This window comes from Halomonas sp. ABH4_019, assembly GCF_056159885.1.
On the sequence record NZ_JBSWWC010000002.1, the window covers coordinates 39,308 to 54,347 of the forward strand.

The 15,040-nt window shown below is 68.0% G+C and carries 12 protein-coding genes; 1 reads left to right on the plus strand and 11 read right to left on the minus strand.

Features of this window, described 5'->3' with window-relative positions:
• Positions 1-138 precede the first annotated feature (138 nt).
• From etfB to ACXAFN_RS07350, 10 genes are all read right to left on the minus strand, one after another.
• The gene (gene etfB / locus ACXAFN_RS07305; RefSeq protein ID WP_474987553.1) at positions 139-942 is read right to left on the minus strand and encodes an electron transfer flavoprotein subunit beta; all 804 of its coding nucleotides are present in this window, start codon (positions 940-942) and stop codon (positions 139-141) included.
• Entirely contained in the window at positions 932-2,248 is a 1,317-nt protein-coding gene (etfA, locus tag ACXAFN_RS07310) for an electron transfer flavoprotein subunit alpha (RefSeq protein WP_474987555.1), read from the minus strand. The genes etfB and etfA overlap by 11 nt, the downstream gene beginning before the upstream one ends.
• A complete protein-coding gene (locus tag ACXAFN_RS07315; RefSeq protein WP_474987557.1) occupies positions 2,248-4,269 on the minus strand; it encodes a (Fe-S)-binding protein in 2,022 nt (673 codons plus the stop codon). The genes etfA and ACXAFN_RS07315 overlap by 1 nt, the downstream gene beginning before the upstream one ends.
• 255 nt (positions 4,270-4,524) lie before the next feature.
• Complete coding sequence (gene dgcA / locus ACXAFN_RS07320) at positions 4,525-6,597, minus strand: dimethylglycine demethylation protein DgcA (RefSeq protein ID WP_474987559.1); 2,073 nt, start codon at positions 6,595-6,597, stop codon at positions 4,525-4,527.
• 12 nt (positions 6,598-6,609) lie between these two features.
• Complete coding sequence (locus ACXAFN_RS07325; RefSeq protein ID WP_474987561.1) at positions 6,610-7,167, minus strand: DUF5943 domain-containing protein; 558 nt, start codon at positions 7,165-7,167, stop codon at positions 6,610-6,612.
• A 186-nt stretch (positions 7,168-7,353) separates the two neighbouring features.
• Complete coding sequence (locus tag ACXAFN_RS07330) at positions 7,354-8,331, minus strand: dipeptidase (RefSeq protein ID WP_474987563.1); 978 nt, start codon at positions 8,329-8,331, stop codon at positions 7,354-7,356.
• A 171-nt stretch (positions 8,332-8,502) separates the two neighbouring features.
• Positions 8,503-9,201 (minus strand): monofunctional biosynthetic peptidoglycan transglycosylase, encoded by a 699-nt coding sequence (mtgA, locus tag ACXAFN_RS07335; RefSeq protein ID WP_474987565.1) that lies wholly within the window; start codon positions 9,199-9,201, stop codon positions 8,503-8,505.
• 86 nt (positions 9,202-9,287) lie between these two features.
• Positions 9,288-10,427 (minus strand): choline metabolism transcriptional regulator GbdR, encoded by a 1,140-nt coding sequence (gbdR, locus tag ACXAFN_RS07340; RefSeq protein ID WP_474987567.1) that lies wholly within the window; start codon positions 10,425-10,427, stop codon positions 9,288-9,290.
• A gap of 267 nt (positions 10,428-10,694) precedes the next feature.
• A complete protein-coding gene (gene fghA / locus ACXAFN_RS07345; protein WP_474987570.1) occupies positions 10,695-11,552 on the minus strand; it encodes an S-formylglutathione hydrolase in 858 nt (285 codons plus the stop codon).
• Between the two features lie 147 nt (positions 11,553-11,699).
• A complete protein-coding gene (locus ACXAFN_RS07350) occupies positions 11,700-12,809 on the minus strand; it encodes an S-(hydroxymethyl)glutathione dehydrogenase/class III alcohol dehydrogenase (RefSeq protein ID WP_474987572.1) in 1,110 nt (369 codons plus the stop codon).
• A 303-nt stretch (positions 12,810-13,112) separates the two neighbouring features.
• Here ACXAFN_RS07350 and ACXAFN_RS07355 point away from each other — a divergent pair, with 303 nt between their 5' ends.
• Complete coding sequence (locus tag ACXAFN_RS07355) at positions 13,113-14,015, plus strand: LysR family transcriptional regulator (RefSeq protein WP_474987573.1); 903 nt, start codon at positions 13,113-13,115, stop codon at positions 14,013-14,015.
• Between the two features lie 38 nt (positions 14,016-14,053).
• On the opposite strand, the gene ACXAFN_RS07360 is transcribed toward ACXAFN_RS07355, so the two are convergent.
• A complete protein-coding gene (locus ACXAFN_RS07360; protein WP_474987575.1) occupies positions 14,054-15,040 on the minus strand; it encodes a branched-chain amino acid ABC transporter permease in 987 nt (328 codons plus the stop codon).

Genomic DNA, 15,040 nt, shown 5'->3' on the forward strand with positions numbered 1-15,040 from the left:
GGCCCAACCTCATATCTTTCACCCTATTTCAGCAACAGGAAGAAGCTTATTATCAATCAGGAATATGACGGACTTTCTGTAAGACAAATTCACTTTATTTGTAGGAAAAAGACGACAGAGTGTGCAAATTCGCTACTCTCATCGCAGCACGCCTTCCTCCTTCAGCAGCTTGAGGATCGCCTCGGCGCCCTGCTCCGGCGTCACATCGGTGAGCACCTGCCCCCCGCCGCCCTCGGCCTTGGCCGCCGCGGCCTTGAAGCGATCCCGGGCCGAAGCGGCCTTGACGATCTTCAGACGCTTGGGCCGCTTGCGCGCCGGCAGCACCTCCCAGCTCGCCCGGTCGTCGTCGCGGCACACCGGCCCGGGCACGGCAATGAGGCGGCCGCGCCTGGCGGGGCCATAGGCGCTCTGGCGCGGCGCCGGGGCCGCGCCATCGACGGTGACGATGGCCGGCAGTCGCACCTTGAGCCGGCGACGCTGCCCCCGCGGCAAGGCCTGCAGTAGGGTGGCGACGCCGTCCTCGACGGCCTCCACCGCCGCCAGGCCGCTGACCACCGGCCAGCCCAGGCGCTCGGCCAGCAGGTAGGGCACAAGCCCGGAACCCTCGCCCTGTTCGGCCCGCTCCCCGGTGATCACCAGCTGCGGCGGGGCATCGAAGAGGGCATCGGCCAGGGCCGGCAACACGTCCCCCCCCTCGGCCTGTTCGATCAGGGTCAGGTCGTCGAAGCCCATGCCCAGGTAGCCCCGCAGGGCCGACTCGCTGCCCGCCTCATGAGTGCCGGCATGCAGCAGCCGGACCTCGCCGCCCGGCAGGCCCCGGGCCAGCTCCACGGCCCGAGCGTCCTGGTCAGCGCGACGGCCGCGGCCGGTGACGGGATGGCGCCCCACGGAGACCAGCACGGTGATCTCCAGGGGCGCGGTCTTGTTCGGTTCAGGCCGCATCGCGCTGCTCCTCTCGTTGCCGTTTCACCAGTTCGACCAGCGCCTCGAGCACCTGCGCGGAGTCGGCGATGACCGCCAGGTCGGCGCGCTTGATCATGTCGCAGCCGGCATCCATGTTGATCGCCACCACCTTGTCGCAGGGCTGGATGCCCTGAAGATGCTGAATGGCGCCGCTGATGCCCACGGCCACGTAGACCCGGGCGGTAACCCAGGTCCCGGTGGCGCCCACCTGGCGGTCGCGGGGCATGAAACCGTCATCCACGGCGACACGAGACGCTCCTTCCGTGGCCCCGAGGACCTCCGCGGCGGCATGGAAACCGTCCCAGTCGCGCACGCCGTTGCCGGCAGAGAGGATGAACTCCGCTTCCGACAGGGCCACGCCCGCCGGATCCACGGCGACCTGTCCCAGGTCCTCGATACGCGACAGCTGCGCCGGCAACGCCTGCGGAAGGGTCAGTGGCACCACCGCATGGCGGGTCTCGCTGACCGGTTCGGCACACTCGGCGAGTGCCAGGGCGATCCTCGGCAGGGGCCGCTGGATATCCAGGGTGCCTGCCGCGCCGCGGGCGGTGCAGCGCCAGCCACCCCCCTCCTCACTCCGGGTGTCGGCAGCCGGCTCGAGCTGCCACACGCCGGTGGCCGGGCGCTCGCCGAGCCGTGCCGCCAGGCGCCGGCCCAGGTCGGCGCCGCCCAGCTTGGAGTCGGGCACCAGCCAGTGGCGCGGCGCCCAGGCCTCCTCCACCGCGACCAGGGCGCCGAGGCGAGCCTCCGGGGCGAAGCCGTCGAAGCGGGGATCGTCGAGGGTGAGCAGGCGGTCGACGCCGGCCTCACCGAAAGCGTGCTCTTTCAGCTCGCCGTCTCCCTCGCGGTTATACCCGCCGTAGACGACCGCCAGCACCGCGCCCCGGGCGTTCGGATCGGCGTCGGCCAGCTGCCGGGCCAGGCCCAGCAAGTCACGGTCATGCCCGGAGAGGCGACCGCCGGCCATGTCCGGCACCACCGCCACCAGGAAGGCCGGCGCTTCGATCTCGACCAGCGGCTTGCGCTGGGCGGCCGACTTGGCGACCGCGCCGCCACCGGCGCCCTGCTGAACGCCGCTGCGGTCGATGCGCTTGAGACCGTTGGGCCCCATAAAGCCCATTCGGTGCGGATCACGCCGGATCAGCCCATTCGGCCCCATCCACTCGCTGGCCGCGCCCTGGCCGGCACTGCTTCCCCGTTCGGCCAGCACATCCAGGTGCTGCGGGTGAAGCCGGTTACGGGCGATCCATTCCTTACGCGGATCGCGACGCACGGTATCGCTCATCACGCCACCTCCACGGCCTGGGGCCGGTTGGATGATTGCTGGGCCGCATCGCTGCCGGCGGGCGCCTCGGTCAGGGCATTGGCGACCAGTTCGGCGATGTCGCGCACCTCGGCGGTGGCATCGACCACGCCCTCGAGCATCGCGGTGCACTGCGGGCAGCCCACCGCCACCAGCTCGGCGCCGGTCTCGCCCACATCGTTCATGCGCATGTCGGGAATCCGGCGCTCACCGGGGATATCGGTGATCGGCGCGCCGCCGCCGCCGCCGCAGCAGCGGGACCGAAAGCCGGAGCGCTCCATCTCGGCAACCTCGATGCCGAGCGCCTTGAGCACGTTGCGCGGCGCCTCGTACTCGCCGTTGTAGCGGCCGAGATAACAGGGATCGTGGTAGGTCACGCCGCCGCCCTTCCAGGGCTTGACATGCAGGCGACCGGCCTCGAACAGTTCGGCGATGTAGGTGCTGTGGTGGCGCACCTCGTACTGGGCCGGCATCCCCGGGGCCCCCAGCTCGCCATACTCGTTGCCGAGCACGTGGAAGCTGTGCGGGTCGCAGGTGACGATGCGCTGGAAGCGGTACTTCGCCAGGGTGGCAATGTTGCGCTTGGCCAGGCTCTGGAAGGTCGCCTCGTCGCCCAGGCGCCGGGCCACGTCGCCGCTGTCGCGCTCCTCGTTACCGAGCACCGCGAAGTCGACGCCGGCGGCGCGCAGCACCTTGACCAGCGAGCGCAGGGTACGCTGGTTGCGCATGTCATAGGCGCCGTCGCCCAGCCACAGCAGCACCTCGGCCTCGCCGCGATCCGCCATCAGCGGCAGCTCCAGGTCGGCGGCCCAGTGCATCCGCGCGTCGGGCGCGAAGCCGCCGGGGTTGTCGGTGGCGATCAGGTTGTCGAGCACCTCGGCGCTCTTGTTGGGGGTGTTGCCGTGCTCGAGGGTCAGGAAGCGACGCATGTCGACGATGGCATCGACGTGCTCGATCATCATCGGGCACTCCTCGACGCAGGCGCGGCAGGTGGTGCAGGACCACAGGGTCTCGGCGTCCACCAGGGCCTTGCCTTCGCGGGCCACGATCGGGCCATGGGGCGAGCCCTGGTGTTCGCCCACCGGCTGGCCGGGATAGGGGCTGCCGGCGTAGTTGGCGTCGCTGCCGCCGGCCATGCCGACGACCATGTCCTGGATCAGCTTCTTGGGATTGAGCGGCTGGCCGGCGGCGAAGGCCGGGCACATCGCCTCGCAGCGCCCGCACTGCACGCAGGCGTCGAAGCCGAGCAGCTGGTTCCAGGTGAAGTCGCTGGGCTTTTCGACACCCAGGGGGGCGTTTTCGTCGTCCAGGTTCAGGGCCTTGAGGCCGGTGGAGCGTTTGCCCTCGCCCCTTCTCGTGGAGAAGCGCTCGGCGCGCCGGTGGAAGGCCAGGTGCAGGGCCCCGGCGAAGGCGTGCTTCATGGGCCCGCCCCAGGCCATGCCGAAGACCATCTCGCCAAGCCCCCAGACCAGCACGGCGGACAGCGCCAGCGCCAGGATCCAGCTGCCACTCACTTCGAGAAAGTCTTCCGGCAGAATGCCGACCGTCGGCAGGGTGATGGCGAACACGCTCAGCGAGAAGGCCGCGAGGCTCTTGGGCAGGCGCATCCACGGGCCCTTGGAGAGCCGCGACGGGGGATTGCGACGGCGGCGAGCCACGAAGCGGCTGCCGACGAACATGGTGGCGCTGGCGGCCAGCAGCACCCAGCCGAGCACGCCCTCGGCGATCTCGGAACCCAAGCCCAGGCCGTGCACCAGGACCATCAGCACGGCCGCGGCGACGAAGCCGCCGGCGGTGGCCACGTGGGTGTTGGACATCACCTTGTCGCGGGCGACCACGTGGTGCAAATCGACCAGGTAGCGTCGCGGCATGGCGGCCAACCCCTTGAGCAGCGGCACCGGCGATGGCCGCCCCTGGCGCCACAGGCGCACGCGCCGCACGGCACCGATCGCCGCCAGCCCCAGCGCGGCGAAGATCAGGATCGGAAGTAAGGTATCGAGCATCTCGCTCACCTCTTGTCTAAGGCCACAGACTATCGGCAGGAAGACGACGGTCGCGTCGTGGGAAGGGGGAGCCGGCGTCGCGCCCTGCGCATTCGCCCGAGCCGAGGCACCGCGGCGCGGCCCTGTCGAAGGGATTCGACAGAGGTGCGGGGGCCAGGGATGGCCCTTCCGCACCGTGACCGCGGATCGCAAGCCGAGGCTCGGCAAGGCGAATGCGGGGCGTCAGCCGGCACGCCTTCCCTCCGACGCCTCCCGTCAGAAGTCCTTGCACAGACGCAGGGCGTCGTAGATGGCGGCGTGGGTGTTGCGCGGTGCCGTGCAATCCCCCAGGCGGAACAGCAGGAAGCCGTCGCCGTCCTCGCCCAGGCCAGGTTGCGGCTGAATGGCGTACAGCGCCTCGAGATCCATCTGCCCCTTGTTGCGGGACGCCTGCTTGAGCGCGTAATAGAGGCCCTCGTCCGGGCGCACGCCATTCTCGACCACCACCTGGTCGACCACGCGCTCCTCCTGAGTGCCGGTGTACTCGTTCTCGAGCACCGCGACCAGGGCGTCGCCTTCGCGGTAGACCCTGTGCAGCATCAGGTCGGAGGTCATGATCACCTCCTTCTGGTAGAGGCTGCGGTAGTAGGTCGGGAAGGTGGTACCGCCGACCGCCGCCCCGGGCTTGATGTCGTCGGTGACGATCTCGACCTTGGCCCCCTTGTCGGCCAGGTAGTCGGCCGCCGACATGCCGGCGAACTCGCAGAGGGCGTCGTAGATCAGCACGTTCTTGCCCGGCTCGACGCGGCCGTCGAGGATGTCCCAGGTGCTGACGATCAGGCTCTCCTCGGGATTCTCGGAGTAGCCCCACTCGGGGTACTGGTCCAGGTACGGCCGGCCACCGGTGGCCAGCACCACGATATCGGCCCTGAGGTCCTTGATGGTGGCTTCGTCGGCGTAGGTGCCGAGGCGCAGGTCAACGTTGAGGCGGGCCAGCTCCAGCTGATACCAGCGGGTGATGCCGGCGATCTGGTCGCGCTGGGGCGCCCTGGCGGCGGTGGTGATCTGCCCGCCAAGCGCCTCGGCGGCCTCGAACAGGGTGACGTCGTGGCCGCGCTCGGCGGCCACACGGGCCGCCTCCATGCCGCCCGGGCCGCCGCCGACCACCACGACCTTGCGCTTCTTGCCCTCGGTGGGCTCGATGATATGCGGCAGCCCCAGATACTCACGCGAGGTCGCGGCGTTCTGGATGCACAGCACGTCCAGGCCCTGGTACTGGCGGTCGATGCAGTAGTTGGCGCCCACGCACTGCTTGATCTGGTCGACCTGGCCCATCTTGATCTTGGCGATCAGATGCGGGTCGGCGATGTGCGCCCGGGTCATGCCCACCAGGTCCACGTAGCCGCCCTCGAGGATGCGGCTGGCCTGGTTGGGATCCTTGATGTTCTGGGCGTGGATCACCGGCGCGGAGACCACCTCCTTGATGCCGGCCGCCAGGTGCAGGAAGGGCTCCGGCGGGAAAGACATGTTGGGGATGACGTTGGCCAGGGTATCGTGGGTGTCGCAGCCCGAGCCGACCACGCCGAAGAAGTCCACCTGGCCGGTGGCGTCGTAGTAGGCGGCGATCTGCTTCATGTCGTCGTGGGACAGGCCGTCCGGATGGAACTCGTCGCCGCAGATGCGCATGCCCACCGCGAAATCGTCGCCGACCTCGGCGCGCACCGCCTTGAGCACCTCCATGCCGAAGCGCATGCGGTTCTCGAAGCTGCCGCCCCACTGGTCTTCACGCTTGTTGACCCGCGGGCTCCAGAACTGGTCGATCAGGTGCTGGTGCACGGCGGACAGCTCGACGCCGTCGAGACCGCCCTCCTTGGCCCGGCGCGCGGCCTGGGCGAAGTCGCCGATGATCCGCCAGATTTCCTCCTCCTCGATGGTCTTGCAGGTGGAGCGGTGGACCGGCTCGCGGATCCCGGAGGGCGACACCAGGGTCGGCCAGTCGAAGCCGTCCCAGCGTGAACGTCGGCCCATGTGGGTGATCTGGATCATGATCTTGCCGCCATGCTTGTGCACGGCATCCGCCAGGTTCTGGAAGTGCGGGATGATGCGATCGGTGGACAGGTTCACCGAGCTCCACCAGGCCTGGGGGCTGTCGATGGAGACGATGGAGGAGCCGCCGCAGATACACAGGCCGCAACCGCCCTTGGCCTTCTCCTCGTAGTACTTGACGTAGCGGTCGGTGGTCATGCCGCCGTCGGTGGCATGCACCTCGGCATGGGCGGTGCTGACCACGCGATTGCGGATGGTCAGGTTGCCGATCTGGATCGGCTGGAAGATCGCGTCGAATGCCATGGTAGTGCCTCCTCAGCCCTGCGCGGTGTTCGAGAGTGCGGCGAGCGGACGGGTCACGAAGAGGCCGACGTCGCAGCCCTCTTCGGCGCCGCTCTGGGTCTGCTCGGCGACGGTGCGCAGATCGCTTCCGCGGGCGGCGAGGATCTGATCCATGGCGCCGGCGAACCAGCCGGTGAACATGTATTCGATCTTGCGGCCCACCTTGCCCAGCTGATAGACGAAGGCACTGTGTTCGAGGCGCACCCGGCAGGTGCCGGCGTCGAGGTCGATCGCTTCGGTAATGAAGTGGCCCCAGCCGCGCTGCGACAGGCGCTTCATGTAGTGCTCGAAGACCTCGACGCCCTCGAGGCCGTGGCATTCGGCCTCCTTCTCGCACCAGTGCCAGGCGCTCTTGTAGCCGGCGTGATAGAGGATCTCGGCGTACTGCTCGGCACCCAGGGCCTCCTCCACGGCCACGTGGTTATTGATGAAGAAGTGCCGCGGCACATAAAGCATGGGCAGCGCATCGGTGGTCCAGATGCCGGTCTCGGCGTCCACGTCGATGGGCAGTTCGGGGGCCATCTTGGTCACGATCGTATTCCTCTGAAATCGTTGTTCTGGGTGCTTATGATTTGATTCGCGAATGAGTCCGGGCCGTCATGAGCGCAGCGGGAACAAGGCGCGAAGTCGAGAGAAAGCGGAGAGGACTGTTGTCCATGAGCATTTCGAACGACTTCGCAACGCAGTAACCGCAAGCGCAATAGGCCCGATGGTCGGTTAAGAGCCCCACACCTCTTTTAAAACACGCACCCAGTTCTCGCCCATGATCTTGCGTACCTGGGGCTCGCTGAAGCCGCGACGCAAGAGCGCCTCGGTGAGGTTGCCGAACTCGCCGATGGTGCGGATGCCTTCGGGGTTGATGATCTTGCCGAAGTTGGTCAGGCGGCGGGCATAGCCCTTGTCGTGGGTCAGCCACTCGAAGAACTGCTGGTCGTGGCCCTGGGTGAAGTCGGTGCCGATGCCGATGGCGTCCTCGCCGACAATGTTCATCACGTACTCGATGGCCTCGACGTAGTCGTCGACGGTGGCGTCGACGCCGGCCCGCAGGAAGGGGGTGAACATGGTCACGCCGACGAAGCCACCGCGATCGGCGATGAACTTGAGTTCCTCGTCGGACTTGTTGCGGGGATGCTCCTTGAGGCCGGCCGGCAGGCAGTGGGAATAGCAGACCGGCTTCTCGGAGGCCTCGATGACCTCCCGGGAGGTGGTCTCGCCGACGTGGGAGAGATCGCACATGATGCCCACGCGATTCATCTCGGCGACGATCTCGCGGCCGAAGCCGGACAGGCCGCCGTCACGCTCGTAGCAGCCGGTGCCGACCAGGTTCTGGGTGTTGTAGCACATCTGCACGATGCCGACGCCGAGCCGCTTGAAGATCTCGACGTAGCCGATCTGGTCCTCGAAGGCGTGGGCGTTCTGGAAGCCGTAGATGATCCCGGTCTTGCCCTCTTCCTTGGCCCGGGTGATGTCCGCCGTGGTGCGCACCGGCCGCACCAGGTCGCCGGATTCGGCCATCAGGGCATTGGTCTTGACGATGTTATCGACGGTGGCCTGGAAGCCTTCCCAGACGGACACGGTGCAGTTGGCGGCGGTCAGGCCGCCTCTGCGCATGTCCTCGAACAGCTCGCGATTCCACTTGGCGATGATCAGGCCATCGATGACGATGGCGTCCTGGTGCAGCTCGGCAGGGGTCATGGCGGGGGCTCCGTGGTGGTGCATGATCACGCCGGCAGCATATCCCCCACCCCGCGGGGCCCGGCGCCTGGAAGCGACCGGGGAAATTCCAAAAACGTCACCAGCGTCGCGATCGCGACACGGCGGGAAAACGGCGTCGCGCCGAGGCCCCGTCGGGGGCCATCGGGCGCGTCAGAGTCGTTCGAGGTAGGCGTTGCCGAGGTTGCGCATCTGGCCACGGATCCAGGCGCTGCGGCGCTGCACGTGGGCGCTGGGGCGGGAGGCGCTCCAGCCGCGGGGATTGGGCAGGATGGCGGCCAGGCGGCTGGCCTGGAGCGCACTGAGCCGGGAGGCGGAGACGCCGAAGTAATGCTGGGCCGCGGCCTCCAGGCCGAACACGCCGGCGTCCCATTCGGCGATGTTGAGGTAGACCTCGAGGATGCGCTCCTTGGGCCAGAGCGTCTCGATCAGCAGGGTGAACCAGGCCTCGAGGCCCTTGCGCACCCAGCTGCGGTCGGTCCACAGGAAGAGATTCTTGGCGGTCTGCTGGCTGAGGGTGCTGGCGCCGCGCAGGTCACCGCCGTCGAGGCTGGCCTCCACGGCGCGGCGCAGCTCGACCAGGTCGAAGCCGTGATGCTCAGGGAAGCGCTGGTCCTCGGCGGCGATCACCGCCAGCTTGGCGGTATCGGCGAGCTCGGGCCAGGGCCGCCAGTCCTGGCGGATGTCCAGGGACTCGCCGGCGATCCAGGCCTCCACCTTGCGCTCCAGCATCACCATGGAGCCGCCCACCGGCACGACACGGAACATCAACACCGCGAGCACCGTGAGCCCCACCCAACCGAGCAGCGCGAGTCCCAGGGCCCGCGCCAGCCATCCAATTCCTTTGTGCATCGCCTCCCGCCTGGAGCTCCACGGTGGCCAGGCGGGCAAGGAGGGCCCCGCGGCGCCCACCATCGCCCGGGGTCGGGAAGGAGCTCCTAGTTCCGCAACCTGACGCTGGCATAGGTCGGCTCCCCCCGGGCCTGGTCCAGGGCGTTCATGGCCGCGGACACCGGCGCCTTGGGAACCGACGCAAACGAGGCGGACTGTAGCATGGTGGCGGCGTCCCGGCCCAGCTGCACCGGCACCAGGTCGACGGCGCTGGAGCCCAGCCGCTCGTCGCGGGGCGGGATGCCGAAGTATTCCCGGTAACACTTGGAGAAGTGCGGCGTGGAGACGAAGCCGCAGGCCGAGGCCACCTCGATGATCGACATCGGGGTCTGCTTGAGCAGCTGCCGCGCCCGGGTCAGGCGCAGCTTGAGGTAATAGCGCGACGGCGAGCAGTGCAGGTTCTTCTGGAACAATCGCTCCAGCTGGCGGCGCGAGACGTTCACGTAGTCGGCCAGCTCGTCGAGGCTGATCGGCTCCTCGAGATTGGCCTCCATCAGCGCCACGATCTCCAACAGGCGCGGCTGGGTGGTGCCCAGCACGTGCTTGAGGGGCACCCGCTGCTGGTCCTGCTCGTTGCGCACCCGATCGTAGATGAACATCTCGGAGATGCCGGCGGCCAGCTCGCGGCCGTGGTCGCGGCCGATCAGGGTCAACATCATGTCCAGCGGCGCGGTGCCGCCGGAGGAGGTCGCCCGGTCGCGGTCGATGGAGAACAGCCGGGTGGTGAGCGAGACCTTGGGGAAGGCCTCCTGCATGGCGGCCAGGCACTCCCAGTGAACGCTGGCCTCATAGCCGTCGAGCAGCCCCGCCCGGGCCAGCGCCCAGGTGCCGGTACACACCGCCCCCAGGCGCCGCGACTGCCGCGCCTGGGACTGCAGCCAGGTGACATGCTCGCGCTGCACGCTACGCTGCGGGCCCACGCCGCCGCACACGATCACCGTGTCCAGGGCCAGCGGCACGGCGGTCGAGGCATCCGGGGTGACCTGCAGGCCATCGCTGGCCTTCACCGACGCCCCGTCCAGGCTCAGGGTGTACCAGCGGTAGAGCTCGCGGCCGGCCAGCTGGTTGGCCATGCGCAACGGCTCGATGGCCGAGGCCAGCGAGATCAGGGTGAAGTTGTCCAGCAGCAGGAAGCCGAGGGTCTGGGGAACGGCGGCATGGCGCGAGGCCTGGGGAGCGCTTGTCATCTTGGGTCTCCGGCACGGTGGGTCGTGTTGTATTGTTGTTGTCGAACAGGGCTGTCCCCGAGAGACAGCCCGTCGCAATCAAGCATGCTTACTGCGAAATCTACCCGTCGTGTCGTTTCTCGGCATGTCAAATTTGCCTATCGGGGCCCAGACTCCCGGTGCATAGGGATAATGAGTCGCCGACAGGCATGGCGATGGCGCCACGGGATACGACACGACCAACGAAAGGCGCCGCCCGGCGGGCGGCGCGAAGGGACAGGCGCAGGCTCAGCGCCGGGCGTGCAGGTGCTCGGCGTGGTAGCGCAGGTGATCGTCGATGAAGCTGGCGATGAAGTAGTAACTGTGGTCATAGCCGGGCTGGCGACGCAGGGTCAGCGGATGATCGTGCTCGGCGCACACCGCCTCCAGGCGCTCGGGGCAGAGTTGCTCCTCGAGGAAGTCGTCGGCCTCGCCCTGGTCGACGAACAGCGGCTGGCGGGACGCCCCCCGGGCGACCAGCTCGCAGGCGTCGTACTGGGTCCAGTGACTGACGTCCTCGCCCAGGTAGTTGCCGAACGCCTTGCGTCCCCAGGGGCACTGGGTCGGATTGACCACCGGGGCGAAGGCCGACACCGAGCGATAGTGACCGGGCCGGCGCAGGGCCAGGATCAACGCCCCGTGGCCACCCATGGAATGGCCGCTGATCGCCTCCCGGCCGTTGACCGGGAAATGCTGGCGCACCACCGACGGCAGCTCCTCGGCCACGTAGTCGTACATGCGGTAATGGTGCTTCCAGGGCGCCTGGGTGGCATTGACGTAAAACCCCGCCCCGGTACCGAAGTCGTAGCTGTCGTCCTCGCCCGGCAGGTTCAGGCCACGCGGACTGGTGTCCGGGCAGACGATGGCGATGCCCAGCTCCGCGGCCAGCCGATGGGCGCCGGCCTTCTGCATGAAGTTCTCGTCGGTGCAGGTCAGACCCGACAGCCACCACAGCAGCGGCACCCGCTCGGTCTCCGCCTGGGGCGGCAGGTAGATGGCGAAGGTCATCTCGCAGTCGAGCGCCCGGGAGCGGTGCCGATAGCGCTTGTGCCAGCCGCCGAAGCTGCGGTTGGCCGAGACCAGCTCGAGGTGTTCGGTCATGGTCATGGGCGATTCCTCGTTGGGTTCGCCCGGTGTCGCGGCCGCATCGATCGATGCGGCACCCGCGACACCGGGCACGGGGCGGTCAGGAGAAGACGCGCGGCATCGGGCGCGTGTTGCACATCGAGCCCTGCGCGCGGCATCGGGCGCGTGTTAATAGTGCAGCACGGTGCGGATGCTCTCGCCCTTGTGCAACAGCTCGAAGGCCTCGTTGATCTTCTCGAACGGCATGTCGTGGGTGATGAAGTCGTCGATGTTGATCTCGCCCTTCATGTAGCGATCCACATAGCCCGGCAACTCGGTGCGGCCCTTCACGCCGCCGAAGGCCGACCCCTTCCAGACCCGCCCGGTGACCAGCTGGAAGGGACGGGTGGAGATCTCCTCGCCGGCCCCGGCCACGCCGATGATCACCGACTCGCCCCAGCCCTTGTGGCAGCATTCCAGGGCCGAGCGCATGACGTTGACGTTGCCGATGCACTCGAAGGAATAGTCGACCCCGCCGTCGGTCATGTCGACGATCACTTCCTGGATGGACGCCGAATGGTCCTTCGGATTGACGAAGTCGGTGGCACCGAACTGCTTGGCCAGCTCGAACTTGTCGGGATTCACGTCGATGGCGATGATCCGGCTGGCCTTGGCCATCACCGCGCCCTGGATCACCGCCAGGCCGATGGCGCCGAGACCGAACACCGCCACGGTGGCGCCGGGCTCGACCTTGGCGGTATTGAGCACCGCGCCGATGCCGGTGGTCACGCCGCAGCCCAGCAGGCAGATCTTGTCCATGGGCGCCTCCTTGGAGACCGCCGCCAGGGACACCTCGGGCAGCACCGTGTATTCGCTGAAGGTGGACGTTCCCATGTAATGGTGCAGTTTCTGGCCGTCCAGCGAGAAGCGGCTGGTGCCGTCGGGCATCACCCCCTTGCCCTGGGTGGCGCGCACCGAACCGCAGAGGTTGGTCTTGCCGGAGAGGCAGAACTTGCACTGGCCGCATTCGGCGGTGTAGAGCGGGATGACGTGGTCGCCGGGGCGCAGGCTGGTGACGCCCTCGCCCACTTCCTCGACCACCCCGGCCCCCTCGTGACCCAGCACCGCGGGGAAGTTGCCTTCCGGGTCGGCGCCGGACAGCGTGTAGGCGTCGGTATGGCAGACGCTAGTGGCGGCCATGCGCACCAGCACCTCGCCGGCCTTGGGCCCCTCGACGTCGATCTCGGCCAGTTCCAGGGGCTTGCCCGCTTCCAGGGCGACGGCGGCGCGTGATTTCATGATCCGATCCTCTCGGTGAGTGACCAGGGCTATTGCAGTGGGACCTGGCAAGGGGCGCCGGGGACAGGTCGTCGAGGGGGTTTTTGGCCATGGATGGCCAAAGTAGCGCCCACGGAGGGGTTCATAGCGCCCCACGACGACCTGTCGACGGATCAGCCCCAAACGATGGGGTTATCTGCGATAGCCCTAGGTGAGTGACTGTATCGCTGCCTCCAGTCTAGGCAAGGTCACACACTCGGATAAACTGCATCAAACACATCACATTGTTGTTGATGAGCAACAATCGGACCGGGAGGGATCGGGATGCAACGCTGGGACCGTGTCGAGGCCTTCATCGAGGTCGTGCGCCTGGGCGCCTTCAATGCCGCCGCCGAGCGATTGCGGGTCTCGAGCTCCCACGTCAGCCGGCTGGTCAGCCAGCTGGAAAGCCAGCTGGACACCACCCTGCTCTATCGCACCACCCGTCGGATACGACTCACCGAGGCCGGGCGCCTCTACTATCAGCACTGCCAGCACCTGTTCGAGGGCTTCCGCGAGGCCGAGACCGCGGTCAAGGAGCTGCAGGATACGCCCACCGGCCGGCTGGGGCTGACCTGCGCCACCACCTTCGGCGAACGCTTCATCGCCCCGCTGGTGCATGACTTCATGCGCGACCATCCACGCCTCGAGGTGCACATGCACTTCACCAATCGCCAGGTGGACATCATCGACGAGGGCTTCGACGTCGCCATTCGAATGGGCGCGCTGAAGGACTCCACGCTGATCGCCCGTCGGCTGTGCGAACGCCGCGAGTACGTGGTCGGCTCGCCGAGCTACTTTACCCGCATCGCCCAGCCCCACAGCCTGTCGGAACTGTCACGCCATCGCTGCCTGATCGGCTCGAAGGACCACTGGCGCTTCGACGTCGACGGCGTGCGCCGCGAGGTCCGCGTCGAGGGCCCCTGGCGCGGCAACTCCGGCCCCGCGCTGCTCGATGCCGCCCTCAAGGGCCTCGGGCTGGCCCAGCTACCCGACTACTACGTCGAGGAATACCTGGCCAGCGGCAAGCTGATCAGCGTGCTCGACGCCTACCGCCATGGCGACACCGCGGTGTGGGCCGTCTACCCTCGCCACCGCCACCGCTCGGCCAAGGTACAGCGCTTCCTCGACTACCTGGTCACGCACATCGGCGAGACCCTGCCGGCGCGGCGCGGCCTCGAACGCTGACGGCCACGGCGCCCGTCGAGGGCGCCATGCCGAAGCTCCTACTTGAAGTTCTTGCGCACGATCTTGTCGATCTCGCCGACGATGCCGCTGCGAAAGCTCAGCACGCAGATCACGAAGATCGCCCCCAGGATCACGCTGACCCAGTTGCCCAGCGGCGACTGGGCGAGCTGGGTCTGCAGGCTGACCACCAGCCCCGCCCCCACCAGCGGACCGAACAAGGTGCCCACCCCGCCGAGCAGGGTCATCAGGATGACCTCGCCGGACATGTGCCAGTGGGCATCGGTGAGCGAGGCCAGCTGGAAGACCACCGTCTTGGTGGCGCCCGCCAGGCCGGCCAGGCCCGCCGAGATCACGAAGGCGAGCAGCTTGTAGGCATCCACGTTATAGCCCAGCGACACGGCCCGCGGCTCGTTCTCGCGAATCGCCTTGAGCACCTGACCGAACGGCGAGTGCACGGTGCGCTGGATGATGGCGAAACCGATCACGAAGACCCCGAACACGAAGTAGTACATGGCCAGGTTGCTGGACAGGTCGACCAACCCGAACAGCCTCCCGCGGGGCACGCCGTGCAGGCCGTCCTCGCCGCCGGTGAAGGGCGCCTGGATGTAGAAGAAGAACACCATCTGCGCCAGCGCCAGGGTCACCATGGCGAAGTAGATGCCCTGGCGGCGAATCGCCAGGGCGCCGAAGGCCAGGCCGAGCAGCAGGCTGGCCAGGGTGCCGGCGAGGATCCCGGTCTCCGGCGTCAGGCCCGGGTGGCTCGACAGCAGGTAGCCGGTGACATAGCCGCCGGTGGCCAGGAAGGCCGCGTGGCCGAAGGACAACAGCCCCGCGTAGCCCAGCAGCAGGTTGAAGGCGCAGGCGAACAGCGCGAAGCACAGCACCTTCATCAGAAACACCGGATAGGCCACGAAGGGGGCCGCCAGGCCGACGGCCAGCAGGGCCAGGTAGAGGGCCCCGCGACGCTGCCGGGCGCGCCGACGCCGCTTCATCGAGGGGGTGAGGGTCTGGGTGGTGGCCGTCAT

Excerpts from the sequence above, each read along its gene's own strand:
- ACXAFN_RS07315 (WP_474987557.1), bottom strand. The coding sequence starts at position 4,269 with ATGCTCGATACCTTACTTCCGATCCTGATCTTCGCCGCGCTGGGGCTG.
- mtgA (WP_474987565.1), bottom strand. The coding sequence starts at position 9,201 with ATGCACAAAGGAATTGGATGGCTGGCGCGGGCCCTGGGACTCGCGCTG.
- ACXAFN_RS07330 (WP_474987563.1), bottom strand. The coding sequence starts at position 8,331 with ATGACCCCTGCCGAGCTGCACCAGGACGCCATCGTCATCGATGGCCTG.
- ACXAFN_RS07350 (WP_474987572.1), bottom strand. The coding sequence starts at position 12,809 with ATGAAATCACGCGCCGCCGTCGCCCTGGAAGCGGGCAAGCCCCTGGAA.
- etfA (WP_474987555.1), bottom strand. The coding sequence starts at position 2,248 with ATGAGCGATACCGTGCGTCGCGATCCGCGTAAGGAATGGATCGCCCGT.
- ACXAFN_RS07355 (WP_474987573.1), top strand. The coding sequence starts at position 13,113 with ATGCAACGCTGGGACCGTGTCGAGGCCTTCATCGAGGTCGTGCGCCTG.
- dgcA (WP_474987559.1), bottom strand. The coding sequence starts at position 6,597 with ATGGCATTCGACGCGATCTTCCAGCCGATCCAGATCGGCAACCTGACC.
- gbdR (WP_474987567.1), bottom strand. The coding sequence starts at position 10,427 with ATGACAAGCGCTCCCCAGGCCTCGCGCCATGCCGCCGTTCCCCAGACC.
- etfB (WP_474987553.1), bottom strand. The coding sequence starts at position 942 with ATGCGGCCTGAACCGAACAAGACCGCGCCCCTGGAGATCACCGTGCTG.
- ACXAFN_RS07360 (WP_474987575.1), bottom strand. The coding sequence starts at position 15,040 with ATGACGGCCACCACCCAGACCCTCACCCCCTCGATGAAGCGGCGTCGG.
- fghA (WP_474987570.1), bottom strand. The coding sequence starts at position 11,552 with ATGACCATGACCGAACACCTCGAGCTGGTCTCGGCCAACCGCAGCTTC.